Annotated in this window: 22 protein-coding genes; 13 read left to right on the top strand and 9 right to left on the bottom strand. The window is 68.1% G+C overall.

Annotation, left to right across the window (positions count from 1 at the left end):
* Positions 1-27: 27 nt before the first annotated feature.
* The 3 genes from ACEN9Q_RS07295 to ACEN9Q_RS07285 form a co-directional block, all read right to left on the bottom strand.
* Positions 28-744 carry an anti-sigma factor gene (locus tag ACEN9Q_RS07295; RefSeq protein ID WP_495627855.1) on the bottom strand — a complete coding sequence of 239 codons (717 nt, stop codon included), beginning with the start codon at positions 742-744 and terminating at the stop codon, positions 28-30.
* Positions 741-1319: a sigma-70 family RNA polymerase sigma factor gene (locus ACEN9Q_RS07290; protein ID WP_495627854.1), complete on the bottom strand. Its 579-nt coding sequence runs from the start codon at positions 1317-1319 to the stop codon at positions 741-743. The genes ACEN9Q_RS07295 and ACEN9Q_RS07290 overlap by 4 nt, the downstream gene beginning before the upstream one ends.
* A gap of 136 nt (positions 1320-1455) precedes the next feature.
* Positions 1456-2370, bottom strand: coding sequence for a LysR family transcriptional regulator (locus tag ACEN9Q_RS07285; RefSeq protein ID WP_056440854.1), 915 nt, complete (start codon positions 2368-2370; stop codon positions 1456-1458).
* Positions 2371-2472: 102 nt separating this feature from the next.
* Between ACEN9Q_RS07285 and ACEN9Q_RS07280 the strand changes: the two genes are divergently transcribed.
* Genes ACEN9Q_RS07280 through pcaD form a run of 8 tightly spaced genes read left to right on the top strand, consistent with a single transcriptional unit; the run spans position 2473 to position 9352 of the window.
* Complete coding sequence (locus ACEN9Q_RS07280) at positions 2473-3582, top strand: muconate/chloromuconate family cycloisomerase (RefSeq protein ID WP_495627853.1); 1110 nt, start codon at positions 2473-2475, stop codon at positions 3580-3582.
* A 16-nt stretch (positions 3583-3598) separates the two neighbouring features.
* On the top strand, positions 3599-3889 hold the full coding sequence (gene catC, locus ACEN9Q_RS07275) for a muconolactone Delta-isomerase (protein ID WP_495627852.1): 291 nt from the start codon (positions 3599-3601) through the stop codon (positions 3887-3889).
* A gap of 23 nt (positions 3890-3912) precedes the next feature.
* Complete coding sequence (gene catA / locus ACEN9Q_RS07270; protein WP_495627851.1) at positions 3913-4833, top strand: catechol 1,2-dioxygenase; 921 nt, start codon at positions 3913-3915, stop codon at positions 4831-4833.
* A gap of 9 nt (positions 4834-4842) precedes the next feature.
* Positions 4843-6213: a benzoate 1,2-dioxygenase large subunit gene (benA, locus tag ACEN9Q_RS07265; RefSeq protein WP_495627850.1), complete on the top strand. Its 1371-nt coding sequence runs from the start codon at positions 4843-4845 to the stop codon at positions 6211-6213.
* Positions 6210-6701, top strand: a complete 492-nt coding sequence (benB, locus tag ACEN9Q_RS07260) for a benzoate 1,2-dioxygenase small subunit (protein WP_495627849.1) — start codon at positions 6210-6212, stop codon at positions 6699-6701. Before benA ends, benB begins: the two co-directional genes overlap by 4 nt.
* An 11-nt stretch (positions 6702-6712) precedes the next feature.
* Positions 6713-7744 (top strand): benzoate 1,2-dioxygenase electron transfer component BenC, encoded by a 1032-nt coding sequence (benC, locus tag ACEN9Q_RS07255; RefSeq protein WP_495627848.1) that lies wholly within the window; start codon positions 6713-6715, stop codon positions 7742-7744.
* Positions 7741-8526 carry a benzoate diol dehydrogenase BenD gene (gene benD / locus ACEN9Q_RS07250; protein ID WP_495627847.1) on the top strand — a complete coding sequence of 262 codons (786 nt, stop codon included), beginning with the start codon at positions 7741-7743 and terminating at the stop codon, positions 8524-8526. Before benC ends, benD begins: the two co-directional genes overlap by 4 nt.
* A gap of 4 nt (positions 8527-8530) precedes the next feature.
* Complete coding sequence (gene pcaD / locus ACEN9Q_RS07245; protein ID WP_495627846.1) at positions 8531-9352, top strand: 3-oxoadipate enol-lactonase; 822 nt, start codon at positions 8531-8533, stop codon at positions 9350-9352.
* Here pcaD and ACEN9Q_RS07240 read toward each other — a convergent pair.
* The 3 genes from ACEN9Q_RS07240 to garD are packed head-to-tail and all read right to left on the bottom strand — an operon-like array spanning position 9312 to position 13367.
* Entirely contained in the window at positions 9312-10676 is a 1365-nt protein-coding gene (locus ACEN9Q_RS07240) for an MFS transporter (protein WP_495627845.1), read from the bottom strand. The genes pcaD and ACEN9Q_RS07240 overlap by 41 nt on opposite strands.
* Positions 10677-10711: 35 nt before the next feature.
* Positions 10712-11776, bottom strand: a complete 1065-nt coding sequence (locus ACEN9Q_RS07235; RefSeq protein WP_495627844.1) for a porin — start codon at positions 11774-11776, stop codon at positions 10712-10714.
* A gap of 43 nt (positions 11777-11819) precedes the next feature.
* The gene (gene garD / locus ACEN9Q_RS07230; RefSeq protein ID WP_495627843.1) at positions 11820-13367 is read right to left on the bottom strand and encodes a galactarate dehydratase; all 1548 of its coding nucleotides are present in this window, start codon (positions 13365-13367) and stop codon (positions 11820-11822) included.
* A 309-nt stretch (positions 13368-13676) separates the two neighbouring features.
* Here garD and ACEN9Q_RS07225 point away from each other — a divergent pair, with 309 nt between their 5' ends.
* The 3 genes from ACEN9Q_RS07225 to kdgD all read left to right on the top strand — a co-directional run bounded on the left by ACEN9Q_RS07225 (position 13677) and on the right by kdgD (position 17603).
* Positions 13677-14735: a LacI family DNA-binding transcriptional regulator gene (locus ACEN9Q_RS07225; RefSeq protein ID WP_495627842.1), complete on the top strand. Its 1059-nt coding sequence runs from the start codon at positions 13677-13679 to the stop codon at positions 14733-14735.
* Between the two features lie 133 nt (positions 14736-14868).
* Entirely contained in the window at positions 14869-16494 is a 1626-nt protein-coding gene (locus ACEN9Q_RS07220) for a methyl-accepting chemotaxis protein (RefSeq protein ID WP_495627841.1), read from the top strand.
* Positions 16495-16691: 197 nt separating this feature from the next.
* On the top strand, positions 16692-17603 hold the full coding sequence (kdgD, locus tag ACEN9Q_RS07215) for a 5-dehydro-4-deoxyglucarate dehydratase (RefSeq protein ID WP_495627840.1): 912 nt from the start codon (positions 16692-16694) through the stop codon (positions 17601-17603).
* 24 nt (positions 17604-17627) lie between these two features.
* On the opposite strand, the gene ACEN9Q_RS07210 is transcribed toward kdgD, so the two are convergent.
* Complete coding sequence (locus ACEN9Q_RS07210; RefSeq protein WP_495627839.1) at positions 17628-18986, bottom strand: alpha-L-fucosidase; 1359 nt, start codon at positions 18984-18986, stop codon at positions 17628-17630.
* Positions 18987-19189: 203 nt separating this feature from the next.
* Here ACEN9Q_RS07210 and ACEN9Q_RS07205 point away from each other — a divergent pair, with 203 nt between their 5' ends.
* Together ACEN9Q_RS07205 and ACEN9Q_RS07200 are read left to right on the top strand one after the other, a co-directional pair.
* Complete coding sequence (locus tag ACEN9Q_RS07205) at positions 19190-21133, top strand: TOL_0244 family TonB-dependent receptor (protein ID WP_495627838.1); 1944 nt, start codon at positions 19190-19192, stop codon at positions 21131-21133.
* A 114-nt stretch (positions 21134-21247) separates the two neighbouring features.
* Positions 21248-22693 carry an NAD-dependent succinate-semialdehyde dehydrogenase gene (locus tag ACEN9Q_RS07200; protein WP_495627837.1) on the top strand — a complete coding sequence of 482 codons (1446 nt, stop codon included), beginning with the start codon at positions 21248-21250 and terminating at the stop codon, positions 22691-22693.
* A 178-nt stretch (positions 22694-22871) separates the two neighbouring features.
* On the opposite strand, the gene ACEN9Q_RS07195 is transcribed toward ACEN9Q_RS07200, so the two are convergent.
* Together ACEN9Q_RS07195 and ACEN9Q_RS07190 are read right to left on the bottom strand one after the other, a co-directional pair.
* Entirely contained in the window at positions 22872-23843 is a 972-nt protein-coding gene (locus tag ACEN9Q_RS07195; RefSeq protein ID WP_495626422.1) for an IS110 family RNA-guided transposase, read from the bottom strand.
* Between the two features lie 278 nt (positions 23844-24121).
* On the bottom strand, positions 24122-25543 hold the full coding sequence (locus tag ACEN9Q_RS07190; protein WP_495627836.1) for a GGDEF domain-containing protein: 1422 nt from the start codon (positions 25541-25543) through the stop codon (positions 24122-24124).
* Between the last annotated feature and the right edge of the window lie 104 nt (positions 25544-25647).

Genomic DNA, 25647 nt, shown 5'->3' with positions numbered 1-25647 from the left:
ACCTCGACGATGAATGAATGGGTGGAATCACAGGCGCGCCCAGCTGCCCTTGTACAGCACGGGGCCGGTCGGCCCGTTCGGATCGGGCGAACCGCCTTTCGGCTCCAGGCTGATCGCGAGCAGCGCCACGTCCGGATCGGTGGCGCGCGCGTCGAGCGTCAGGTCGGTGCTGCGGTTGCCGGGCAGGATGCCGAGCGAGCGCGGCTTGCCTGCCTGCGTGATCGCCCACAGCTGCAGCGTGCGGTCGGCAGGCACGTGGACGTCGGCCGCGACGCGCACCCGGAGCTTGCCGCGCCGCGTGTCGGCCGTGACGACCAGCGCCGTGTGCGACTGGGCGTCGGACAGCGCCGCGATCTGCTGCGGCGGCGCGCCCGCTTCGTTCACCGCGGCCATGCGCACGGCCAGCACGAGCAGGCCCGCGCTCGCGGCCAGCGCCAGCACGCCCCACGGCCGCGCCGCGGCGGTGCGCCAGAACTGCCACCACGGTGCGGACGACGGGGACGGCGCGGGCGCGGGGTGGAGGCGGCGCTCGATGCCCGCCCACACCCGCGCCGGCGGCGTCACGGGCCGTTCCAGCTCGGCCAGCGTCGCGAGCCGTCCCTGCCAGTCGGCGACCAGGGCGCGCAGCCGGCGGTCGTCGCGCAGCCACGTCTCGAAACGGCGCCGCGCACCGCCCCGCAAGGTGCCCAGCGCGTATTCGGCCGCGAGCTTGTCGGCCAGGGCCGGATTGTCCCGGATGTTCATGCAGCCTCCCGTTTGGCCAGGCACTCGCGCAGCCGCTCGAGGCCGCGCCGGATCCACGTCTTGACCGTGCCGATGGGCAGGCCGAGGCGCCCCGCCACCTCGCTGTGCGACAGGTCGTGCAGATACGCCATGCCGATCGCCTGGCGCTGGCGGCCCGCGAGCGTGTCCATGCAATCGGCCAGCGCCCGCGCGTCGCGCGACGCCTGCGCCAGCTCGTACGGTCCGGCGGCCGTGTCGGCCAGGCCGTCGGCATCGTCGGGTTCCACCTGCGCGTCCGCGCCGCCCGCCCGCGCGCGGCGCAGGATGTCCAGCGCCTTGTTGCGCACGATCGTCACCATCCACGTGAGCGGCGCGGCCAGGTGCGGCTGGTAGCCGGACGCCGCGTGCCAGATGGCGACGAACGCATCCTGCACGGCGTCCTCCGCCAGTTCGTCCTTGCGCAGGATGCGCAGCGCGACGCCGAACAGTTTCGCGGACGTGGCGTCGTACAGGGCGCGGAACGCCTTGCGGTCCTGCAGGGCCACGGCGGCAAGCAGGTGGTACAGGCGGTCGTCCTGGTCGGTCTCCTCGCTCACGGCGCCCTTTTCATTGATTTAATGAAAACATTGTAGCGCGACAAGCCACTGGCGGGGTGGCGATTGCAAGCGTGCGGTCGCCATGCCCCGTCCATGCCCTCATATACGCGGCCGCGGCGGCACCGGATTCAGCGATTCACAGTTTTTCGCCGCCGTGCGCGATCCCGTGGTCGTCGTAGACCGCGTACACGGCCGCCAGGATGTTTTCCAGCTCGGGCGACCGGTCCATGTGGCGCACGGAAAAGAAGATCGGCGACACGGCGTGCGGCTCGTCCAGCGGGCGGTAGACGACGTTCCGGTGATGCATGCCCTGCACGCTTTCCGGCACGATGGCGATGCCCTGCCCGGCCGCGACGAGTCCCATCGCGATCTGCAGTTCGCGCACCTCGGTCACGTGTTCCGGCGTCAGGTTCGCTTCGCTGAAGGCGGCCAGCACCTGGTCGGCGAAGCTCGGGCGCGGCGCTTTCGGGTAGACGAGCAGCGCTTCGTGGACCAGTTCCGTCAGGCGCAGGCCGCCCGCGCCTCCGGCGAGGCGGTGGCCGGGGAACAGCGCCACCACCATCGGCTCCTCGCGCAGGCGGATGCGGCGGATGCTCGGGTCCGCGCTCTTGAGGCGCCCGAAGCCCACGTCGATGCGGCCTTCCTTGAGGGCCTTGAGCTGTTCCACCGTCGTCATCTCGTGCAGCGCGATGTCGACCTCGGGATGGCGCTCGCGGTAGCGGCGGATGATGTCCGGCAGCAGGCCGTACAGGGTCGACGCAACGAAGCCGACCGACAGCGTGCGTTCCAGCTTGCCGATGCGCTGGGTCATCGTGCGCAGGTCGCGCACCTGGTCGAGCAGCGTCCTGGCGTGGGCGAGGAAAAACGCGCCGGCCTCGGTCAGGCGCAGCGGACGCACGCCTTTTTCGATCAGGACCACGCCCAGGTCTTCCTCCAGCTGCTGGATCTGCCGGCTCAGCGGCGGCTGGGCGATGTGCAGGCGCTCGGCCGCCCGGGTGAAATTCCGCTCTTCCGCCACGGCGACGAAGTAACGCAGGTGCCGCAATTCCATTTCAATACCTTTCAGGTATGGACTTGATACCACAACAGTGTTGGACGCCCGTTATTCGCAGGAATATCGTGGCATCACTCCACCGAATTATACGCACCGAATATGATCCAAACTATCGACACCTTCTTGCTCGACGTCCCGACGATCCGGCCCCACAAGCTGTCCGTCGCGACGATGAACACACAAACCCTGGTCCTGGTCCGCATCCGCTGCGCCGACGGCATCCAGGGCTGGGGCGAGGCCACGACCATCGGCGGCCTGAATTACGGCGATGAGAGCCCGGAAAGCATCAAGGTCAATATCGACACCCACATCGCCCCGCTGCTGCTCGGCATGGACGCCAGCGCGCCGGCGAAAGCGATGGCGAAGGTGCGCCGGACCATCCAGGGCAACCGCTTCGCCAAGTGCGCGCTCGAGACGGCCCTGCTGGACGCGCAGGCGCGCCGCCTGGGCGTGCCGCTGTCCGAACTGCTCGGCGGGCGCGTGCGCGACACGCTGCCCGTGGCCTGGACGCTGGCCAGCGGCGACACGGCGCGCGACATCGCCGAAGCGGAGCACATGCTGGACATCCGCCGCCACCGCATCTTCAAGCTCAAGATCGGCCTGCGCGAGGTCGACGCCGACGTCGCGCACGTCCTCGCGATCAAGCGCGCGCTGGGCGACCGGGCCAGCGTGCGCGTGGACGTCAACCAGGCCTGGAGCGAGGCCGACGCCGTGCGCGCCATCGCCAGGCTGCAGGACGGCGCCATAGACCTGGTCGAGCAACCAGTCAAGGCCCGCAACACGGCCGCGCTGGCGCGGCTCACGCGCCGCTTCGACGTGGCCATCATGGCCGACGAGGCGCTGCACGGCCCGGACGACGCCATGCTGCTCGCCCGCATGGACGCCGCCGGTGTGTACGCCGTCAAGATCACGCAGTCCGGCGGCCTGCTGCCGGCCCTCGACGTGGCCGCCGTGGCGCGGCTGGCCGGCATCGGCCTGTACGGCGGCACGATGCTGGAAGGCGGCATCGGCACCGCGGCCACGGCCCATGTGTGCTCGACGTTCGCCGACCTCGCATGGGACACCGAATTGTTCGGCCCCCTGCTGCTGACCGAGGAAGTGCTGAGCGAGCCGCTCGTGTACCGCGACTTCGCGCTGCAGGTGCCGACCGGTCCGGGCCTGGGCGTCGACATCGACACCGACAAGTTGCGCCGCCTGCGGCGCCAATGACACCACGGAGACCACCATGCTGTTCCACGTACGAATGAACGTCCACCTGCCCGCGTCGCCGGCGAGCGCCGACGCGGCGGCGCTCAGGCAGGCCGAGAAAGACCTCGCCCAGCGCCTGCAGCGCGAAGGCAAATGGCGCCACCTGTGGCGCATCGCCGGCCAGTACGCCAACGTCAGCATCTTCGACGTCGCCGACGCCGAGGAGCTGCATGCGCTGCTCACATCGCTGCCGCTGTTCCCCTACATGCAGATCGACGTGATGCCGCTGTGCCGCCACCCGTCGTCCGTCCGCGACGACGACCGCTAACCATCCACCACAAGGAGACAGAAATGAACCACGCAGACATCGAACGACTGGCCCGGAGCTGGGTCGTGGACGCCGCCGACCGCCCCGCCGACCCGCGCGTGCAGCAGGTCGTGCTGCGCCTGCTGGGCGATTTGTGCAAGGCCATCGAGGACCTCGACGTCACCCCGACCGAATTCTGGCACGGCGTGTCGTACCTGGCGGCCGCCGGTGCGGCGGGCGAACTGGGCCTGCTGGCCGCGGGCCTCGGCCTGGAGCGCTTCCTCGACATCCGCGCCGACGAAGCCGAACAGAAAGCCGGCCTGGCGGGCGGCACGCCGCGCACCATCGAAGGCCCGCTGTACGTGGCGGGCGCGCCGGAAAGCGTCGGCTTCGCCCGCCTGGACGACGGCACCGAAACGGAGCGCGGCGAGGTCCTGCTCATGCAGGGCACCGTGTTCGACCAGGACGGCCGCCCGCTGCCGGGCGCGAAGGTCGAGGTGTGGCACGCGAACCTGCTCGGCAACTACTCGTTCTTCGACCGCACCCAGCCGGACTTCAACCTGCGCCGCACGATCGTCACCGACGACAACGGCCGCTACCGCTTCCGCTCGATCATCCCGGTCGGCTACGGCTGCCCGCCGGACGGCACGACGCAGCAGCTGCTCGACCTGCTGGGCCGCCACGGCCGCCGCCCCGCGCACATCCACTTCTTCGTGAGCCACCCCGGCCGGCGCAAGCTGACCACGCAGATCAATATCGACGGCGACGAATACCTGTGGGACGACTTCGCGTTCGCCAGCCGCGCCGGCCTCGTGCCGCCCGTGCAACGCATCGACGACCCGGCCCGCCTCGACGCCCTGCGCCTGGACAAGCCGTACGCGTCGATCGACTTCGACTTCCACCTGTACCGCGACACCGACGCCGCCCCGGCCACGCTGGTCGACCGTCCCCGTGCCGCCGCCTGAGGACACGCCATGATTCCCATCGTTCCGGTCGACGCATCCAAGCCGACGAGCCTCGACGGCTACCTGATCGAGGACGCCGCGACGGGCGACTATCGCCTGCACCGCAGCGCCTTCACCGACGAGGCCCTGTTCGACCTCGAGATGAAGCATATCTTCGAAGGCAACTGGGTCTACCTGGCGCACGAGAGCCAGGTCGCCAACGTCAACGACTACTACACGACGCACATCGGCCGCCAGCCGGTGTTCATCGCCCGCAACCGCAACGGTGAACTGAACGCGTTCATCAACGCGTGCAGCCACCGCGGCGCCCAGCTGTGCCGCCACAAGCGCGGCAACAAGGCCACCTACACGTGCCCGTTCCACGGCTGGACCTTCAACAACAGCGGCAAGCTGCTGAAGGTGAAGGACCCGGAAGGCGCCGGCTATCCGGACTGCTTCAACAAGGAAGGCTCGCACGACCTCAAGAAACTGGCGCGCTTCGGCAGCTACCGCGGCTTCCTGTTCGGCAGCCTGAATCCGGACGTCGAACCGCTCGAAGCCTTCCTCGGCGAGGCCGGCAAGATCATCGACATGATCGTCGACCAGTCCCCGGGCGGCCTGGAAGTGCTGCGCGGCGCGTCGACCTATACGTTCGACGGCAACTGGAAGCTGCAGGCCGAGAACGGCGCCGACGGCTACCACGTGACGGCCGTGCACTGGAATTACGCGGCCACGACGAACCGCCGCAAGGAGGAGCAGGCGGCCGGCGCGGACGACATCCGCGCGATGGACGCCGGCAACTGGGGCCGCCAGGGCGGCGGTTTCTACGCCTTCGAGCACGGGCACATGCTGCTGTGGTCGGAGTGGGCCAATCCCGAGGACCGCCCGAACTTCGCACGCCACGCGGAGTACGCGGACAAATACGGCCGCGCGACGGCCGACTGGATGGTGGGCCGCTCGCGCAACCTGTGCCTGTATCCGAACGTGTACCTGATGGACCAGTTCAGCTCCCAGATCCGCGTGCTGCGCCCGCTCGCCGTGGACAAGACCGAGGTGACGATCTACTGCATCGCGCCCAGGGACGAATCGGCACAGGCGCGCGCCCACCGCATCCGCCAGTACGAAGATTTTTTCAACGTCAGCGGCATGGCGACGCCGGACGACCTGGAAGAATTCCGCGCCTGCCAGCAGGGCTACAACGGCGCGGCCATGCAGTGGAACGATATGTGCCGCGGCGCGAAGCACTGGGTCCACGGCGCGGACGCGGCGGCGCAGGCCATCGGCCTCGCCCCCGTGCTGAGCGGCGTGCGCACCGAGGACGAGGGCCTGTACACCATCCAGCACCGCTACTGGCTGGACGTGATGCAGCGGGCGCTGGCCGCGCCGGGAGACGCGACATGAGCGCGGTGACGATGCACGACATCCAGGCCTTCCTGTACCGCGAAGCGCGCCTGCTCGACGACGAACGGTGGGACGACTGGCTCGCCTGCTACGACGTGGCCGCGCGCTTCTGGATGCCGTCCTGGGACGACGACGGCACGCTGGTCGCGGACCCGGAGCGCGAGATCTCGCTGATCTATTACGCGAGCCGCCAGGGGCTGGAAGACCGCGTGTTCCGCATCAGGACGGAGCGCTCCAGCGCGACCATTCCGGACACGCGCACGAGCCACAACATCGCCAACGTGGAGCTGGAACGGGTCGACGGCGCGCTACACACGGTGCGCTTCAACTGGCACACGCTGAGCCACCGCTACCACACGACCCACAGCTATTTCGGCATGTCGCGCTACGTGATCGACTTTTCCGGTCCGGCGCCCCGCATCCTGGACAAATACGTCGTCCTGAAGAACGACTACATCAGCCAGGTGATCGACATTTATCACATCTAAAGGAGCCGGTCATGAGCCATACGATCGCACTGCAGTTCGAGGACGGCGTCACGCGCTTCATCGGCTGCAACCCCAACGAAAAACTGTCCGACGCGGCCTATCGCCAGAAGGTCAACATCCCCCTCGATTGCCGCGACGGCGCCTGCGGCACGTGCCGCGGGCTGTGCGAGTCCGGCAGCTACGACATGCCCGCCGACGGCTATATCGAGGACGCCCTCGACGCGCGCGACGCCGCGGCCGGCCACGTGCTGGCCTGCCAGATGCGCCCGACCTCCGACTGCGTCGTGCGCATCCCGGCCACGTCGGCCGCATGCAAGACGGGCGTCGGCGACTTCCCAGGCAAGGTCGCCGCGGTCGCGCAGCTGTCGCCGTCGACGATCGCGTTCTCCGTCGCGCTCGACGCGCCGGCGCAGCTGGACTTCCTGCCCGGCCAGTACGTCAACGTGCGCGTGCCGGGCACGGACCAGACCCGCTCGTACTCGTTCAGCTCCGCCCCCGGCGCGGCGCACGCCGGCTTCGTCGTGCGCAACGTGCCGGACGGCTTGATGAGCACCTGGCTCACGGAGCACGCGCAGCCGGGGCAGCCGGTCGCGTTCTCCGGCCCGTACGGCAGCTTCTACCTGCGCCCGGTGCAACGACCCGTGCTGATGCTGGCGGGCGGCACCGGCATCGCGCCGTTCCTGTCCATGCTCGACGTGCTGGCCGCGCACGGCTTCGCGCACCCGGTCCGCCTCGTGTACGCGGTCACCCACGACCACGACCTCGTCGAACTGGACCGGCTGGACCGCATCGCGGCCGCGCATCCCCAGTTCCAGTACGTGACGTGCGTGGCGCACGCGGCCAGCAGCCATCCGCGCAAGGGTTACGCCACCGCGCACGTCGAACCGGGCTGGATGCACGGCGGCGACGTCGACGTCTACCTGTGCGGCCCCGTCGCGATGGTCGACGCCGTGCGCGCCTGGCTGGACGGCGTCGGCATCGCGCCGCACGGCTTTTACTTCGAGAAGTTCGCCGCCGCAAGCACGACCGGAGGTGCAGCATGATCCATCCCGACCGCTTCAAGGACCAGGTCATGATCGTCACCGGCGCGGCCCAGGGCATCGGGCGCGGCGTGGCGCTGGCCGCCGCGCGCGAAGGTGCACGGCTCGTGCTGGCGGACCGCGCGCCGCTCGTGCACGAGGTCGCGCAGGAAGCTGCCGCCTGCGGCGCGCAGGTCGTCGCCATCGAGGCCGATCTCGAAACGTGGGCCGGCGCCGCCGCGCTGGCGGCCCGCGCCCTTGCCGACCATGGCCGCATCGACATCCTCGTCAACAACGTCGGCGGCACGATCTGGGCCAAGCCCTACCAGGAATACGAGGAGGCGCAGATCGAAGCCGAGATCCGCCGTTCGCTGTTCCCGACCCTGTGGTGCTGCCGCGCCGTGCTGCCGGCGATGATCGCGGCCAGGACCGGCACCATCGTCAACGTGTCGTCGGTGGCCACGCGCGGCATCTACCGCGTGCCCTATTCGGCGGCGAAAGGCGGCGTCAACGCGCTGACCGCGAGCCTGGCGTTCGAACATGCGCAGGACGGCATCCGCGTCAACGCCGTCGCCACGGGCGGGACGGACGCCCCGCCGCGCAGGGTGCCGCGCAATCCGCAGCCTTTGAACGCACGGGAACAGGCGTGGTACCAGGGCATCGTCGACCAGACCCGGGCATCGAGCTTCATGCACCGCTACGGCACCGTCGACGAGCAGGTCGCGGCGATCCTGTTCCTCGCGTCAAGCGAAGCGTCGTACGTCACCGGCACCGTGCTGCCGGTGGGCGGCGGCGACCAGGGGTGACGCCATGCGCTTCGTACAAGTGGATGACGTGCGCCTGCATTACCGGGCCGACGGCGATCCGGCGCGGCCCTGCGTCGTGCTCTCGAATTCCCTCGGCACCGACCTCGCCATGTGGCAGCCGCAGGCGGCCCGCCTGGCCCGCGATTTTTACGTGCTGCGCTACGACGCGCGCGGCCACGGCCGGTCGGGACGCGGCACCGCGCCCGTGACGCTGGAACGCCTGGGACTCGACGTGACCGGCCTGCTCGACGCGCTGGGCATCGCGCGGGCGCACTTCTGCGGGATCTCGATGGGCGGCATGACGGGCCAGTGGCTCGCCATCCACCGGCCGCACAGGATCGCCAGCCTGGTGCTCGCGAATACGGCCGCCCGCATCGGCACCGAATCAGGCTGGACGGCGCGGGCCGAACAGGTGCGGCGCGCGGGGATGGACGGGGTGGCCGACGGCGCGGCCGCGCGCTGGTTCACGCAGGGCTTCATCGGGCGCGAGCGCCCGCTGGTGGACCGCCTCGTCGCGGCCCTGCGCGCACAGGATGCCGAAGGCTACGCGGCCTGCTGCGACGCGCTGGCCCAGGCCGACCTGCGGCCGGACATCGCAACAGTGCGCGCGCCGACGCTCGTCATCGCGGGTGCCGCCGACCCGGTGACGACGGTCGCCGACGGCGAACGGCTCGCGGCGGCGATCGCCGGGGCGCAGCTGGCCGTCGTGCCGGCGTCGCACATCTCGAACCTGGAAGCGGCGCCGGCGTTCACCGACCACCTGCTGTGCTTCCTGGCCGGATGCGTCAGTGCGCAACCAGCGACTTCACCAGCTTCACGCGCTTGATCTCGCCCACGATGAAGACGTAGCTGAAGATCGTGACGGCCGCGTTCGCGCCCACGTACACGAGCGCGCCCGCGAACGAACCGGTGCCCTGCAGGATGTAGCCGATGACGATCGGCGTCGTGATGCCGGCGATGTTGCCGAAGGTGTTGAACAGCGCGCCCGACAGGCCGCCCGCTTCCTTCGGCGACGTGTCGGCGACGACGGCCCAGCCCAGCGCGCCGACGCCCTTGCCGAAGAAGGCCAGGGCCATCACGGCCACGACGAACATGTCCTGTTCGATGTAGTTACAGGCGATCATGCTCATCGACAGCAGCATGCCCGCCACGATCGGCACCTTGCGCGACATCGACAGCGAGAAGCCGGCTTTCGCGAGGCGGTCCGAGATGGTGCCGCCCACGACGCCGCCCAGGAAGCCGGCGATGGCGGGCACCGAGGCGACGAAGCCCGCCTTCAGGATCGTCATGTGGCGCTCCTGCACGAGGTACACCGGGAACCACGTGAGGAAGAAGTAGGTCAGCGTGTTGATGCAGTACTGGCCGATGTACACGCCCAGCAGCATGCGGTTGCCCAGCAGTTCCTTGACGCAGGCGAACGTGTCGACGGCCGGCGGCTGGGTGCTGCGCTGCGCGCCGTCCAGGTCGACGAGCGCCCCGCCCTCCTCGATGTATTTCAGTTCGCCGGCGCTCACGGACGGATGGTCCTTGGGCCCGTAGATCGTCTTGAGCCAGACGAAGGCCATCACGATACCGAGAGCCCCCATCACGACGAACACGCTTTGCCAGCCGTAGCTGTGGACCAGCCAGCCCATGATCGGCGCGAACAGCACGGTCGCGAAATACTGGGCCGAGTTGAACAGCGCGGACGCGAGCCCCCGTTCGTGCGTGGGGAACCAGGCCGACGTGATGCGGCTGTTGCCGGGGAACGAAGGCGCCTCGGCCGCGCCGACGACGAAGCGCAGCGCGAACAGGGTGGCCACGGCGGCGGCGCCCGTCATGAAGCCGACGGCGCCCGTCAGCATCGTGAACAGCGACCACAGGAAGATGCTGAAGAAGTACGTGATCTTCGAGCCGAAGCGATCGAGCAGCCAGCCGCCCGGCAGCTGCGCCATCACGTACGACCAGGCGAACGCGGAAAACACGAAGCCCATTTCGACGGGCGACAGGCCGAGGGCCTTGCGGATCTCGGGTCCCGCGATCGAGATCGAGGCGCGGTCCGCGTAATTGATCGTCGTGACGATGAACAGGATCGCGAGAATGCTCCAGCGCGTGCGCGACGCGAGCTTTGTCGCGGCGGCCGGCACGGCGGCGGTCGTAGTGTGCTCCATGTTTCCTCCAAGGTTGTGGGGTGCGTCCGCCGCGGTCAGAACGTGTGGCGGATGCCCAGGTCGTAGCCGGTGTTGCCCGAGCCCGACTCCGAATTGTTGGCGACGGTGTAGCCGGCGCCGTTCTTGTTATTGATGTGCGCGTAGGCCGCGTACAGGCCAGTCCGTTTCGTCAGCTCGTACAGGTAGCCGATGCCCCACGAGGTGGCGTCCTGGTTGAAGTGGGTGCGGTCGTCCTTGTGCATCGTCGAGAACATCAGCGTGCCCGGACCGACCGGCGCCCGGAAGCCCAGCAGCATGTCGCGGCCGTCGATGGACGGCGTCGGCTTCACGCCGCCGTACGGATTGTTGGCGTTGCCCAGCGTGGCGCTGTTGAAGCCCTTGTCGATACCGTACGCCGCATACAGCCTGACCCATTTGAAGTCGTAGTTCGCGCCCAGCAGCGTGTTGCGGCCCAGGTCGTGGTTCGTGCCCGTCGCCGCGACGTCCGTGTTCTTGCTGTTGTACGCGAGGCGCACCGTCAGCGGTCCCGCGGCATAGCCGATCGCGCCGCCGAACTGGCGTCCCGCCGCCAATGCCGTCTGCTCGCCCGCGCTGTACGCGAGGTCGACGTTCACGCCGTTCACCCTGGGCGACGCGTACGTGATCGTATTGCTGGCGCGGACGTTGGTGCCGTTGTCGGGGAAGAGGTTCTTCGACGTGCCCGCGTAACCGGTGCCGAACGGATCGGCCACCGCGGCCAGGGTCGTGTGGTAAGGCGTGTACTGGCGGCCGAGGGCGACCGATCCGGCCTTCGTCCTGAGGCCGACGAACGCCTGGCGGTTGAAGATCGTGCCGGCCGCGTCGACTTCGCCGGTATCGATCCTGGCGCCCGTCTCCAGCGTGAAGAACGCGGCCAGGCCGTCGCCCAGCTCCTCGGTGCCGCGGAAGCCGATGCGCGACGCCGAGGCGGCGCCGCTCGTCACCTTCGTGACATGGCCGGCGCTGCCGCCGTTTTCGCCCACGAGGGCGGCGTCGACGATGCCGTAGATGGTGACGTTCGTCTGGGCGTGCGCGCCCGCGCCCGCGGCCAGGCCGAGGGCGATCAGTGCTGCTTTTTTCAAGGTGTCTCCTTGGTTTGTCGGTGTTTTTTTGGTCGCGCGGAGGTCAGGTCACCGGCGCCGGGTTGAACAGCGTGAGCGCGTTGTGCAGTTTCCACTGCTCGGCCCACGTCTTTTTGCGGCCGCTCGCCACGTCGAGCAGGAAGTGGAACAGCTCCCAGCCGACGTCCGCGATCGTCGCGTCGCCGGTCGCGATGCGGCCGGCGTTGATGTCCATGAGGTCGTGCCAGCGGCGCGCCAGGTCGTCGCGCGTCGCCACCTTCACGACCGGCACGGCGGCCAGGCCGTACGGCGTGCCGCGGCCCGTCGTGAACACGTGCATGTTCATGCCGGCCGCCAGCTGCAAGGTGCCGCAGATGAAATCGCTGGCCGGCGTGGCCGCGTAGATCAGGCCCTTCTGCTGCAGCTTTTCGCCCGGCGCCAGCACGCCCGCGATGGGCGCCGTGCCGGACTTGATGATGGAACCCATCGCCTTCTCGGTGATGTTGGCGAGGCCGCCCTTCTTGTTGCCGGGCGTGGTGTTCGCGCTGCGATCCACGCCGCCACGCCTGAGGTACTCGTCGTACCAGGCCATTTCGCGGATCATCGCCTGCGCGACGCCGTCGTCGGCGGCGCGCGCCGTCAACTGGTCGATGCCGTCGCGGACTTCCGTCGTTTCGGAAAACATGACGGCGGCGCCGGCCCGCACGAGCAGGTCGCTCGCATAGCCGACGGCCGGATTGGCGGTCACGCCGGAGAACGCGTCGCTGCCGCCGCACTGCACGCCGACGACCAGTTCCGACGCCGGCACGGTCTCGCGCCGGCGCAGGTCCAGTACGGCCAGGTGCGTCTCGGCCGTGCGCATGATGGACTCGATCATGTCGCCGAAGCCGACGTGCGCCGCGTCCTGCAGGCATACGACGTCCGGTTCCTGCTGCGCGTTCCGGATCGCGATCGAACCTTGCGGGAACATGCGCGCCGGCTGCAGCTTTTCGCAGCCGAGGCTGACGACCATCACGCGCCCGCCGAAGTTCGGGTTCCGGGCGATGTTGCGCAGGGTGCGGATCGGGATCTCGGCGCCGGGCGCGTCGATGGCGACGCCGCAGCCGTACGTGTGCTCGATGGCGACGACGTCGTCCACGTTCGGGTACTTGGGCAGCAATTCCTTCTTGATGCGCTCGACGGCGAATTCGACGACGCCGGACACGCACTGCACCGTCTCGCTGATGGCGAGGATGTTGCGCGTGCCCACCGAGCCGTCCGGATTGCGGAAGCCCTCGAACGTGAAACCTTCCAGCGGCGCGAGCGGCGCGCGGTCGCGGACCGGTTGCGGCAGGTCGTCCAGGCCGCGCGCGGCCGGCATGCCGACCAGCGATTCCTCGATCCACGTGCCGCGCGCGATCGGGGCAAGCGCATGGCCGATCGTCACGTCGTAGCGGATGATCGGCTCGCCCTGGGCGATGTCGCGCAGGGCGACCTTGTGCCCTTCCGGCACGCGCGTCCTCAATGTCAGGCCATCGGGAAAGACGGTGCCTTCCGGCAGGCCGCCGGCGTTGACGACGATGGCGACGTTGTCGTTCTCGTGCATGCGGATGGTGCGGGGGATGGTCATCATCGTCTCCATATCTACGGGCGCTGCATTCTCCATGATTGCGCAATCATTTCGACCCCGAAAAAACGGCCATTGCATTTCCGGACGTTCGGGGCCGGCGCCGCGTGTGCATCACGCACAAATGACACCGCAATCATTTTTATCTTAAAAATATGGCCGGTCATTCTTCGGCCATCGTTTTTCCAGTCGCGCAAGAGTGAGCAAAATCACCATCCTTGACCGACGTTTGGTATGATACCGCAATCATCCATGAACGCAAGCGTTTTGTGGTCGGATGTCGTACAACTGATCATTTACCCAACAGACCCGCGCATGACCGAGCCGCTCGACCACGACCGCAACAACGACGACGACACGTACCCGGAACGGCCGAAAAGCATCACGCTCAAGGACGTCGCGCGGCTGGCGGGCCTGTCGCCCATCACCGTGTCGCGCGCGCTGCACAACCCCAAGCTCGTGAAGCCGGACACGATCGCGCGCGTGAAGGAAGCGGCGGCCGCGATGGGGTATATCCCGAACATGCTGGCGGGCAGCCTGACGACGAAGCGCAGCCAGCTGATCGCGGCCATCGTGCCGCAGCTGTCCAATTCGATGTTCGCCGAGATGGTGCAGGGCCTGAACGACGAATTGTCGGCGCACGGCTACCAGTTGCTGCTGTCCGTCTCGAACTATTCGCAGCAGAAGGAAGAAGACCTGCTGACGGCGATCCTGTCGCGCCAGCCCGACGGCATCGTCCTCACCGGCATCCAGCACCACGCCAGCGTGCGCAAGAAGCTGCTCGCCACCGGCGTGCCCGTGGTGGAGGCCTGGGACCTGACGCCCTCCCCCATCGACATCGCCATCGGCTTTTCGCAGGAACGGATCGGCGAAAAGGTCGCGCAGTATTTGCTGGGCAAAGGGTATAAACGGTTTGCATCGATCTGCGCCCGCGACGAACGCGCCAACCGGCGCCGCCAGGCGCTCGAGGCGGAGCTGCGGCGCCACGGCGTGGTGCCCGTCGCCACGCACATGGCGACGCCGCCGACCGTCCTCAATCTCGGCCGCGAGGGCCTGCGCGCGATCCTGGCCGCCGGCCACGATCCGGAAGTCGTCGTGTGCAGCTCCGACGTGCTGGCCCAGGGCGCCCTGATCGAGGCGGCCGCGCAAGGCATCGCCGTGCCCGATTCGCTCGGCATCATGGGCTTCGGCGACTTCGATTTCGCCGCGTTCACCCATCCCCCCATTTCCTCCGTCCACATCGACAAGCGGGCCATCGGCACGCAGGCCGCGAAAGCGCTGATCGCCAGGATCGAAGGCCGGCCGCTGGCGGGCAACGTCGTCGACGTGGGTTTCGAGCTGGTCGAGCGGGCGACGACGCGAACCGTCGGCTGACGAAGCGGCATCGACGCAACGTTTTTCACAAAATTTCCAATAAGAAATAGTCAGTACCAACCAGCCGTGCGATGATCGCCCCGCCGCAAGGTCGATTCCGGCCTGCAGCGTTCCCCCTTTTGCAAACTCAACCATGAAAAACATTACGATCCGCTTCAGCCTGATGGCGTCGCTGGGCCTGTTCGCCGTCATGCTCGTGATCGGCGCCGGCCTGGGCGTATTCACCCTGCAACGCTCGAACAACGCGCTCGCGCTCGCCTACGGCCTGAATACCGACACGCAGGCGATCAACGACATCTACAAGGACACGACGCGCACCCGCTCGGCGCTGGTGCGCGCCTACACCGACTTCAAGGAAAACGGCAAGGCCACGTCCGCCAGCAGCGGTCTGGACAGCGCGGCCACGAGCCAGGGCCGCTCGGCCGCGGCCTTGCAGGCGTTCGTCGCGCGCCTGCCTCCCGCCGCCACCGACGTGCAATTGCGCAAGGAACTGGGCGACGCCGCGGCGCGCCTCGTCGGCACGCTCGACCGTGCCATCGACGCGCTGCGCCACGACGACGCAGTGCAATACACGAAGATCAACGTAGAGCAGCTGACGTCGCAGGGCGCCGCCTTCTCCGCGCTGCTCGAGAAATTCCAGAAGCAGCAGACGGCGCTCAGCGAGCGGCTGATGGCGGAGCGCGCGCGCGAATACACGACGGTGCTGTGGCTCGTCGCGGCCGGCATCGCGGCGGCGCTGGCGCTCGTCGCCGCCGTGCACCTCTTCCTCAAGCGCGTCGTGATCGCGCCCATCGGCGAGGCCGTGGCACTCCTCGACCGCGTCGCCCAGGGCGACCTGACCGCGCACGCGGCCGCGACGGGCGACAACGAAATCGGCCGCCTGATGGGCGGGATCGCGCGCATGCAGGAGAGCCTGACCGCGATGGTGTGCACCGTGCGCAGCGGCGCCCAGGCGATCGGCGCGACGGCGCATGAAGTGTCGCTCGGGAATGCCGACCTGTCGGCGCGCACCGAGCAGCAGGCGGGCTCGCTGGAAGAAACGGCATCATCGATGGAAGAGCTCACGAGCACCGTCCAGCAGACGGCCGGCAACGCGGCGCAGGCCCGCGAGCTCGTGCAGACGACGTCCACGATGGCGACGACGGGCGCCGTCGTGATGGACCGGATGGTCGAGACGATGGCCGCCATCGACAGCTCGTCGCGCCGCGTCGTCGACATCATCGCCGTGATCGACGGCATCGCGTTCCAGACGAACATCCTGGCCCTGAACGCCGCCGTCGAAGCGGCGCGCGCCGGCGAACAGGGACGCGGTTTCGCCGTCGTCGCCGGCGAAGTGCGCACCCTCGCCCAGCGCAGCGCCACGGCGGCGCGGGAAATCAAGGCGTTGATCACCGACTCGGCCGACAAGGTCGTGTCGGGCACGCACCTCGTCAGGGAAGCGGGCGATTCGATGCAGGCGATGGTCGACAGCGTGCAGCGCGTGTCCGGCATCGTCGGCGAGATCGCGGAAGCGAGCCGCGAGCAGAGCCTGGGCATCGAGCAGATCAACGGCGCCATCGCGCAGATGGACGAGATGACGCAGCGTAACGCGGCGCTCGTCGAGGAGTCGGCCGCCGCCGCCGAGGCACTGAACGTCGAGGCCGGCAACCTGCTCACGACCGTCAGCCTGTTCAAGCTGCCGCCGGCTGCCGCGACCGCGCCGCACCTGCCCGCCGCCCGGCGCACGGCGGCACGCCTGCCGGCGACGTTTGGCGGCTAGTTGTACGATATCATGCCTTTTTGACATCCGTTTCCGGGCAGCCCCAGGTTGCCCGGATTCGTATGCCTCCCCGTAGATCCGGGCCGAACGGCCACGGCGGCGCATCGACGTCGAAAAAATTCTTGCGATGCCTCGTCTTTGGTTGTACGATGACTGATAAGTAAAGCCACTCTCCCTCATCCGCCACTGGAGCTACCATGAATCCGCAAGAACTCAAGCAAGTCATGTCGTCGGGCCTGCTGTCCTTCCCCATCACCGACTTCGATACCGAAGGCAATTTCCGCCCCAGCACGTACATCGAGCGCCTGGAATGGCTCGCGCCGTACGGCGCCACCGCCCTGTTCGCGGCCGGCGGCACCGGCGAGTTCTTCTCGCTGACGCACGACGAATACTCCCAAGTGATCAAGACCGCCGTCGACACCTGCGCCGGCAAGGTGCCCATCCTGGCCGGCGCAGGCGGCCCGACCCGCAGCGCCATCGCGTTCGCCCAGGAAGCCGAGCGCCTCGGCGCCAAGGGCGTGCTGCTGCTGCCGCACTACCTGACCGAAGCGAGCCAGGACGGCCTCGTCGCCCACGTGGAGCAAGTCTGCAAATCGGTGAACATCGGCGTCGTCGTGTACAACCGCGCCCAGTGCCGCCTCACGCCGGAGTCGCTGGAAAAGCTGGCCGACCGCTGCCCGAACCTGATCGGCTTCAAGGACGGCATCGGCGACATCGAACTGATGGTCTCGATCTGGCGCCGCATGGGCGACCGCTTCAGCTACCTGGGCGGCCTGCCGACGGCGGAAGTCTATGCCGCCGCCTATAAAGCGCTGGGCGTGCCCGTGTACTCGTCGGCCGTGTTCAACTTCATGCCGCAACTGGCGATGGATTTCTACCACGCGATCGCGAAGGACGACCACGCGACGACCAACCGCCTGCTGGACGAATTCTTCCTGCCCTACCTGGCGATCCGCAACCGCAAGGCCGGCTACGCCGTGTCGATCGTCAAGGCCGGCGCCCGCCTGGTCGGCCACGACGGCGGTCCGGTGCGCGCACCGCTGACCGACCTGACGGAAGAAGAGCACGCGCTGCTGGACAAGCTGATCAAGGCGCAGAACGTGCGCTGATCCGCGTCGGCGCGCGGTCGACGGTCAGCGCACCGGCGCGATCGCGGCGGCGGGCGACTCCAGCTGCAGGGCCACCACCGTGTCCATGTCGTCGCGGGCGGCCGGCGCCACGGCGATCTCGATGCCGCGTGCGGACTGTTCGACGCTTGCCGCACCGCCGCCCAGCACCGACGCGCGCACGATGCGGGCGGGAATCGCGGGCAGCGCCAGCCTGGCGCCGTTCCAGTTCAGCACGTGGACGTAGATCGTGTTGCCGCGGTAGGTGGATGCGCCCCAGCTGCCCGGCAGGAACGGGCCGCCGCGGGTGCCGTAGATACTGTCGCCATGCTTGCCGAGCCAGGCGCCGATCTCGCGCAGCCGGTCCGCCTGGACCGCGTCGATGCGCCCGTCGGGACCCGGCCCGACATTCAGCAACAGATTGCCGTCCCGGCCGGCGACGTTCGCCAGCAGCTGGATGTAATGCTTGAGGGGTTTCGGCTGCATGCCCGGCTGGTAGCCCCAGGCGCCGGCGATGGTGGTGCACAGTTCCCACGGATGCGTGTTGTCGAAGTCGCCCAGCGCGCCCTCGCCTTCGCGCGCATGAAAATCTTCCGGCATGTCGGCGCGGCCGTTGATGACGACGTCCGGCTGCAGGTGCCGCAGCATCGCGTACACCTTGTCGTGCTGCCAGTCGAAGCCGCCGCCGTAATGCCGGCCCGGTGCCCGTTTCTTCCACTCCGCGCCGGCCCAGTCGCCGCCGAAGTTCAGCCAGTCGGTCTCGCCGCCGTCGAACCACAGCACGTCGATCTTGCCGTAGTTGGACAGGAGTTCGCGCATCTGGCGGTGGTACTGGGCGCGCATCGCTTCCGCGCTCTCGCGCTGCAGGTCGGGGAAGAAGAAGCCGGGATAACGCCAGTCCAGCGGCGAGTAGTACAGCCCCACGCCCATCCCGGCCTTGCGCGCGGCCTTCACGTAGTCCGCGACGAAATCGCGGTGGGCGGCCGTCTTCGTGCTCGAAAACGGGTTGTCGCCGTCGTCGAACATCGCGAAGCCGTCGTGGTGGCGCGACGTGAACACCATGTATTTCATGCCGGCGGACTTCGCCAGTTGGGCCCATGCGTCCGCGTCGAACCGCTCCGGCTTGAACCTGTCGGCCAGTTTTGCGTATTCACCGGTCGGGATCTGTTCGTTCCATTGCACCCACTCGCCGCGCCCGGGAATGGCGTACAGGCCCCAGTGGATGAACATGCCGAAGCGGGCCTGGCGCCACCAGCCGATGCGCGCGGCCGGATCGCTTGCGGCGGACGGGCCGTGCGCAGGCGCCTCCTGCGCCGGGGCGGCGCCCGGCGCGGCGCACATGGCGGCGGCCAGCAGCAGGCTGGCGCGCAATGAAAGGGGCATCATGTGGAGTCTCCCGATGTGTTATTGGCCGAGGCGGCGTTTGCGCGCATTGTCCGGGCCGCATCTTCCCGGCGCAATTACAAAATTGCCGAACGCAAGTAACGAAATTTGTGACGTGGCGCGCGCGCACGCGAAACAACATGTTTGAGATCAATATTTCGGTTTCTGCAATACAATCTCGCAAACCGCTCAAGTATGCCGCTCCCATGTCCAGATCCACATCGTCCCTGTCTCCATTGCGTACCATCCTGGCCGGATGCGCCGCCGCGCTGCTGGCCGCGCAGGGCGCCGCGGCCGACGAGCCGCTTCAATCGCGGGACATGGCGGAACTGAGCCTGGAAGAGCTGGCGAATATCCAGGTCACGTCGGTGTCTCGCCGGTCGGAATCGCTGTCCGACGCGGCCGCGTCCATCTTCGTCATCACCGGCAACGACATCCGCCGCTCCGGCGCGGCGTCGCTGCTTGACGCGCTGCGGCTGGCGCCCAACCTGCAGGTCGCGCGCGTCGACGCCCGCAACTATGCCGTCACTGCGCGCGGCTTTTCCAGCCCGTTCGAAAACAAGCTGCTCGTCCTCATCGACGGCCGCACGGTGTATTCGCCGCTGTTTTCCGGCGTGTTCTGGGACGTGCAGGACGTGGTGCTGGACGACGTCGAGCGCATCGAGGTCATCAGCGGTCCGGGCGCCACGCTGTGGGGCGCCAACGCCGTCAACGGCGTCATCAACATCATCACGAAACCGGCCGGCGCGACGCAGGGCGTGCTGCTCGGCACGACGCTCGGCAAGGACGCGCGCGACGGCGCGGTACGCTACGGCGGCAGCCTGGGCGGCGACGGCCATTACCGCGCATACGCCAAGCATGCCGAGAACGACGATACCCACACGGCCACGGGCGCCACGGTCCCGACGGGCTGGCACCGCGACCAGGCCGGATTCCGTACCGACTGGGGCGACACCGCGCGCGGCCTGACCGTCCAGGGCGACGTCTACGACGCGCGGCTGCGCCAGGCCGGCACGCAGGACATCCGGGTGGGCGGCGCCAACCTGCTGGGCCGCGTGTCCCGCACGTTCGCGGACGGCTCGTCGGGCACCGTCCAGCTGTACTGGGACCATACGGAGCGCGACCAGCCGCTCGCCTTCCACGAACGCCTCGACACGTTCGACCTGCAGCTGCAGCACGCCGTGCACCTGGCCGGGAATCACCACGTCGTCTGGGGCGGCGGCTACCGCCTCGGCCACGACCGCGTCGAGAACGGCGCCAGGTTCGGCTTCCTGCCCGGCGCGCTGAACCTGCACTGGGCCAACCTGTTCGCGCAGGACGAGGTCGCGCTGCAGGACGACCTGCGCCTGACGGCAGGCCTGAAATTCGAGGACAACAATTACACCGGCGTCGAAGTGCTGCCGACCTTGCGCCTCGCCTGGAATCCGCGCCCTGCGGCGCTCGTGTGGAGTTCGCTGTCGCGCGCGGTGCGGGCGCCGTCGCGCATCGACCGCGATTTCTACAGCCCGACGACGCCGCCCGTCGTCAACGGCGTGCCGCAGTACGGCGTGGCGGGCGGCCCCGACTTCGCCTCCGAGACGGCCAATGTGTTCGAACTGGGCTACCGCGCCCGGCCTCACCCGGCGCTCTCGTATTCGGCGACGCTGTTCTTCAGCCGCTACGACGGGCTGCGCACGCTGGAACCGAACCCGCACGGCACGGGCTCCGTGTTCGAGAACCTCGCGGACGGCCTCACGCGCGGCATCGAGGCGTGGGCCAGCTGGCAGGTGGCGGACGCATGGCGCCTGTCCGGCGGCGGCGTGGTGCAGCGCGTCGGCACGTCGCTGCAGCCGGGCAGCCGCGACCGTTCGGGCACGACGGGCCTGTCCACGGCCGACCCGACCCATTACTGGTCCGTGCGTTCGTCGTACGACCTGGGCGGCGGGCACGAATTCGACGTCACGCTGCGCCACGTGGGGGCGCTGCCGCAGCCGGCCGTCCCCGCGTACACGGCGGTCGACGCACGCTACGGCTGGCGCGTCGCGCCGGACCTCGAACTGTCCCTCATCGGACAGAACCTGTTCGATCCGCGCCATGCGGAATTCGGCGCGCCGGCCACGCGCAGCGAATACGAACGCGCCCTCGCCGTGCGCCTCGTGTGGACGCCCTGAGCGCCCGGTTCGCCGTGTGTTAAGCAAACAATCCGCAGCGGTGCGATCATAGCGGCTTCCGCGCAGCGCGGACCGATCATATATCCACCACTGAACACAGGAAACGACGCTTTCATGACGACTTCCAGCTATCCCGACACCCGCCTCCTCATCGCCAACGAATGGGTCGAAGCCACCGGCGGCAAGACGATCCCGGTCGTGAACCCGGCCACCGGCCAGGCGATCGGCACGGTCGCCCATGCCGCCATCGCCGACCTGGACCGCGCCCTCGCCGCCGCCCAGAAAGGCTTCGAAGCCTGGCGCTTCGTGCCCGCGGCCGAACGCGCCGCCACGATGCGCCGCGCGGCCAACCTGCTGCGCGAACGCGCCGGCGACATCGCCCGCCTGCTGACCCAGGAACAGGGCAAACCGCTGCTTGAAGCGAAGATGGAAGCCATGGCCGGCGCCGAGATCATCGACTGGTTCGCGGCCGAGGGCATGCGCGTGTACGGCCGCATCGTGCCGGCGCGTAATCCGCAGGCGCAGCAGCTCGTGCTGAAGGAGCCGGTCGGCCCCGTCGCCGCGTTCACGCCGTGGAACTTCCCGATCAACCAGGTCGTGCGCAAGCTGGCCGCCGCACTGGCCACCGGCTGCTCGTTCCTGTGCAAGGCACCGGAAGAGACCCCGGCCTCGCCCGCCGCGCTGTTCCAGTGCTTCGTCGATGCCGGCGTGCCGGCCGGCGTCGTGGGCCTCGTGTTCGGCGATCCGGCCGAGATCTCGGGCTACCTGATCCCGCACCCGGTCATCCGCAAGGTCACGTTCACGGGTTCGACCCCGGTCGGCAAGCAGCTGGCCGCGCTGGCCGGCGCACACATGAAGCGCGTGACGATGGAACTGGGCGGCCATGCGCCGGTGATCGTCGCCGAAGACGCGGACGTGGCGCTGGCCGTGCGCGCCGCCGGCGCCGCCAAGTTCCGCAATGCGGGTCAGGTCTGCATCTCGCCGACCCGCTTCCTCGTGCACAACGCGGTCAAGGACGAGTTCACGCGCGCCTTCGTCGCGCACGCCGAAGGCCTGAAACTGGGCGACGGCCTGGCCGAGGGCACCACGCTGGGCCCCCTCGCCAACGCGCGCCGCGTGACGGCGATGGCGCAGGTCGTCGAGGATGCGCGGGCGCGCGGCGCGATCGTCGCCACGGGCGGCAAGCGCGTGGGCGACGCCGGCAACTTCTTTGCGCCGACCATCCTCGCCGACGTCCCGCTGGACGCGTCCATCTTCAACGACGAGCCGTTCGGCCCCGTGGCCGGCATCCGCGGCTTCGACAGCCTGGAAGACGCGATCGCGGAAGCGAACCGCCTGCCGTACGGCCTGGCCGGCTATGCCTTCACCCGCTCGATCAAGAACGCGCACCTCCTGATGAACCGCGTGGAAGTCGGCATGCTGTGGATTAACCAGCCGGCCACGCCGAGCGCCGAGCTGCCGTTCGGCGGCATCAAGGATTCGGGCTACGGTTCGGAAGGCGGCCCGGAGGCGCTGGAGTCGTACCTGAACACGAAGGCCGTGTCGATGGTCGGCGTTTAAGCGCCGGTCCGGCGGGGTGGGCATTTGGGGCCGGGGGCCTCAAATGAAACGTGCCCACGCAATGCCGCCGTGATGCAATCGTTCGCGTGGGCACAGGGGTGCCCACCCTACGCCGCCGCGGATGCCCGGCGTTCAAGCGCCTGCCTGTAGCCGTAGATACCGTCTTGTGCGTCAAGCTTCACATGGCGTAATTCGGGTCATATGGCCTGCCTGAGTGCACAACACCAAAGCACAGGTGGGCCAGCTTGCGCATGCAGGCACCGATGACGGCCATCTTGGTCTTGCCTTTGGCGAGCAAACGGTCGCTGAAGGATTTGATGTGAGGGTTCCAGCGGCGGGCCACCACGGCTGGCATGTAAAGCAGCTTGCGCAGGTGCGATGGGCCAGCCTTGGATAGGCGAGGACGTTTATGCACCGACGAACCTGAGTCCCACTGTACCGGCACCAGGCCAAGATAAGCGGCCAGTTGCTCGGCAGTGTCGAAGGTTTTAGCGGCAAACAGCGCGGTCAGGTTACTCGAGACACGCTCGCCCACGCCAGGAATCGTCTCCAGCAGATCCTGCTTGTTGCGCAAATCAGGATCGTTGTCGATATGCTCTTCGATCATCTGTTCCAGACGCTTGAGCTCAGCCTGCAAAAATATGAGCGACTGCATGATCGACTGCTTGACCTCGTCCGGTGATACACCGAAATCGATGGCCTCCTGACGGTTTTGTTCGCGCTGCAAATCATCGGCAATAGCGTCACGGCGCGTCAGCAGGGCTTTCAGGTGACGCGCAGATTTCGACGGCGGTTGCCAAGCTACGGGTTTCAATGTCTCGCCGTAGCGCGCCAGTACGGTACTGTCGGCTTTATCGGTCTTGTTCTTGACGCCCAGTCCTTGGGCAAACTGCCGCAGCTGGGCCGGATTAGCCAGTGACAGTTTCAAGCCCGCATCGGTCAGCGCCAGCGCGGCCGGTTCGTGATACACACCGGTCGGCTCCATGATCACATGCGCATCAGGCGCTTTGTTTGTGGCCAGCCATTCAATCAGTTCTTCGAATCCAGCCTTTGTGTTGGATAACGATTTGGACTTCAACTTGCCGTTCTTAGTATCGAGCAGCATGCAGTCCAGTTTTTTCTTCGAAACGTCTACGCCAAGATAAAACATTTGATCTTCCTTGTGTTCTTGATTTTCCCTATCCACTCCACACTCGCCTTGTACATGCAGGGTCAGAGCCCTCGGATACCGTCCAGTGTTCAGTCATGGGGTGGGGAGAGGTGAAGGGCCTAATCTACTCCACAAGGTCAACGCCTTCAGGGTGGGCACAAGCTGGTCTTCACCTCAGTTAGTGGTAGCTAATCACCAACACGCTCAAGATACAAGGGTGGGCACCCCGTGCCCACCAAATGTCCCCGCCGCCGATGCCGGGCATTCGGGCCCCTGCCCTACGCCGCGTCCAGCACGACGCGGTTGCGCCCGTCGTGCTTGGCGCGATAGAGCGCCGCGTCGGCCGCCGACAGCATCGTGCCGACCGGCGTCCCCGGGGCGCTCCAGCAGCCCAGGCCGATGCTGACGGTGGCCTGCAGGCGCGTGCCGTCGGCCAGCGCCACCGTGTGCGCGGCAAACGCGTCGCAGATGCGCTGGGCGATGGCGCGGGCGTCGTCCGCGGCGCAGCCGGGCAGCAGCACGGCGAACTCTTCCCCGCCCAGGCGGCCCAGCACGTCGCCGCTGCGCAAGCAGCCCGCCGCCAGGTGCGCGAAACCGGTCAACACGTCGTCGCCCGCCGCGTGGCCGTGGGTGTCGTTGACCTTCTTGAAGAAATCGATATCCATCATCAGCACGGCCGCCGGCCATGCCTGCGCCGGCGCGGCCAGCACGCCGTCCGCGCGCGCCATGAAGCCGCCGCGGTTCAGCACCTGCGTCAGCGGATCGTGCGAGGCGGCGTGCTGCAGGCGCGCCAGCAGCTCGTTGCGCGCGACCATCACGCTTGCCACGGCCAGCGGCGCCAGCGCCGTCAAGGTCACGCCGACGCGCAGCGACATGATCGCTTGCGGGGTATCGACCGGGGCGCCGATCACGAGGGCGCCGCTGGCGATGGCGAGCAGCGTCCACATCGAAAACAGCAGCGTGATGCCGGCCGTGGCGAACAGGCTGTACGTCAATGCGCACCACAGCATCGCGGGAATCGGAAAGGCGATCACGCCCGGTCCGCCCAGCTGGGTCTCGAGCCACAGGCTGCCCGCGAAGGCGGCCAGCGGCGCGACCTGTTCGGCGCGCCAGCTGCGCCAGTCGCTGCGGCGCCTGGGCCCGAGCATGCGGCGCAGCAGGTCCGGCATGGTCAGCAGCACCGGCAGGATGGCGATGTAATTGACGAGCTCCGTCGAAAACCAGAACATGAAACCGTAGGCCCGCGTGCCGCCGAACAGCGCCGGATGGATGAAGAGGCCGCCGACCCCGGCCGCCGTCGCGGCGCACATGGCCACCGGCACGAAGCGCAGCATCGAGCGCGGATGGCGCAGGCCGCGCACGTCGTCGCTCATGCGCGCGAGCAGCAGATAGCAGACCGACACGCCCATCATGTTGGTCGACGTGAGCATGAGCGTCTTGGGCCAGCCGTGGTTCATGTACAGGTCGGCCACGATATAGCCGGCGACGGCGCACAGCCAGTGGGCCGGTCCGGGCGGATGGGCGCGCCGCAGCAGCAGCCCGACGAGGACGGCATTCGTGGGCCAGAACGCCGCCAGCACACCCGGGGGCGCCGTGTAGATGCCGAAGATCGAACAGACGATCACGATCGCGCCGACGAGCAGCGCGTCTTTCAGGTCGAGGCCGGCACCCGGTCGGCGTGTTTCATGTGATGGTTGCACGGCTGGGACGACGGGCGGGATGGGTGGAAGCGACTCTGGCAGGTTAGCACAGTTCCATATGGAAACTATCGATTCTGCTATGAAACGTATTCGAGACGCAACGC

It is taken from the genome of Massilia sp. Masssp93 (assembly GCF_059491295.1).
This window is presented reverse-complemented; position numbering and strand designations above follow the sequence as displayed.

What these genes read in the sequence shown, in the direction of transcription:
- ACEN9Q_RS07295 (WP_495627855.1), bottom strand. Translation starts at nt 744, where the DNA reads ATGAACATCCGGGACAATCCGGCCCTGGCCGACAAGCTCGCGGCCGAA.
- ACEN9Q_RS07285 (WP_056440854.1), bottom strand. Translation starts at nt 2,370, where the DNA reads ATGGAATTGCGGCACCTGCGTTACTTCGTCGCCGTGGCGGAAGAGCGG.
- ACEN9Q_RS07280 (WP_495627853.1), top strand. Translation starts at nt 2,473, where the DNA reads ATGATCCAAACTATCGACACCTTCTTGCTCGACGTCCCGACGATCCGG.
- catC (WP_495627852.1), top strand. Translation starts at nt 3,599, where the DNA reads ATGCTGTTCCACGTACGAATGAACGTCCACCTGCCCGCGTCGCCGGCG.
- catA (WP_495627851.1), top strand. Translation starts at nt 3,913, where the DNA reads ATGAACCACGCAGACATCGAACGACTGGCCCGGAGCTGGGTCGTGGAC.
- benA (WP_495627850.1), top strand. Translation starts at nt 4,843, where the DNA reads ATGATTCCCATCGTTCCGGTCGACGCATCCAAGCCGACGAGCCTCGAC.
- benB (WP_495627849.1), top strand. Translation starts at nt 6,210, where the DNA reads ATGAGCGCGGTGACGATGCACGACATCCAGGCCTTCCTGTACCGCGAA.
- benC (WP_495627848.1), top strand. Translation starts at nt 6,713, where the DNA reads ATGAGCCATACGATCGCACTGCAGTTCGAGGACGGCGTCACGCGCTTC.
- benD (WP_495627847.1), top strand. Translation starts at nt 7,741, where the DNA reads ATGATCCATCCCGACCGCTTCAAGGACCAGGTCATGATCGTCACCGGC.
- pcaD (WP_495627846.1), top strand. Translation starts at nt 8,531, where the DNA reads ATGCGCTTCGTACAAGTGGATGACGTGCGCCTGCATTACCGGGCCGAC.
- ACEN9Q_RS07240 (WP_495627845.1), bottom strand. Translation starts at nt 10,676, where the DNA reads ATGGAGCACACTACGACCGCCGCCGTGCCGGCCGCCGCGACAAAGCTC.
- garD (WP_495627843.1), bottom strand. Translation starts at nt 13,367, where the DNA reads ATGATGACCATCCCCCGCACCATCCGCATGCACGAGAACGACAACGTC.
- ACEN9Q_RS07225 (WP_495627842.1), top strand. Translation starts at nt 13,677, where the DNA reads ATGACCGAGCCGCTCGACCACGACCGCAACAACGACGACGACACGTAC.
- ACEN9Q_RS07220 (WP_495627841.1), top strand. Translation starts at nt 14,869, where the DNA reads ATGAAAAACATTACGATCCGCTTCAGCCTGATGGCGTCGCTGGGCCTG.
- kdgD (WP_495627840.1), top strand. Translation starts at nt 16,692, where the DNA reads ATGAATCCGCAAGAACTCAAGCAAGTCATGTCGTCGGGCCTGCTGTCC.
- ACEN9Q_RS07210 (WP_495627839.1), bottom strand. Translation starts at nt 18,986, where the DNA reads ATGATGCCCCTTTCATTGCGCGCCAGCCTGCTGCTGGCCGCCGCCATG.
- ACEN9Q_RS07205 (WP_495627838.1), top strand. Translation starts at nt 19,190, where the DNA reads ATGTCCAGATCCACATCGTCCCTGTCTCCATTGCGTACCATCCTGGCC.
- ACEN9Q_RS07200 (WP_495627837.1), top strand. Translation starts at nt 21,248, where the DNA reads ATGACGACTTCCAGCTATCCCGACACCCGCCTCCTCATCGCCAACGAA.
- ACEN9Q_RS07195 (WP_495626422.1), bottom strand. Translation starts at nt 23,843, where the DNA reads ATGTTTTATCTTGGCGTAGACGTTTCGAAGAAAAAACTGGACTGCATG.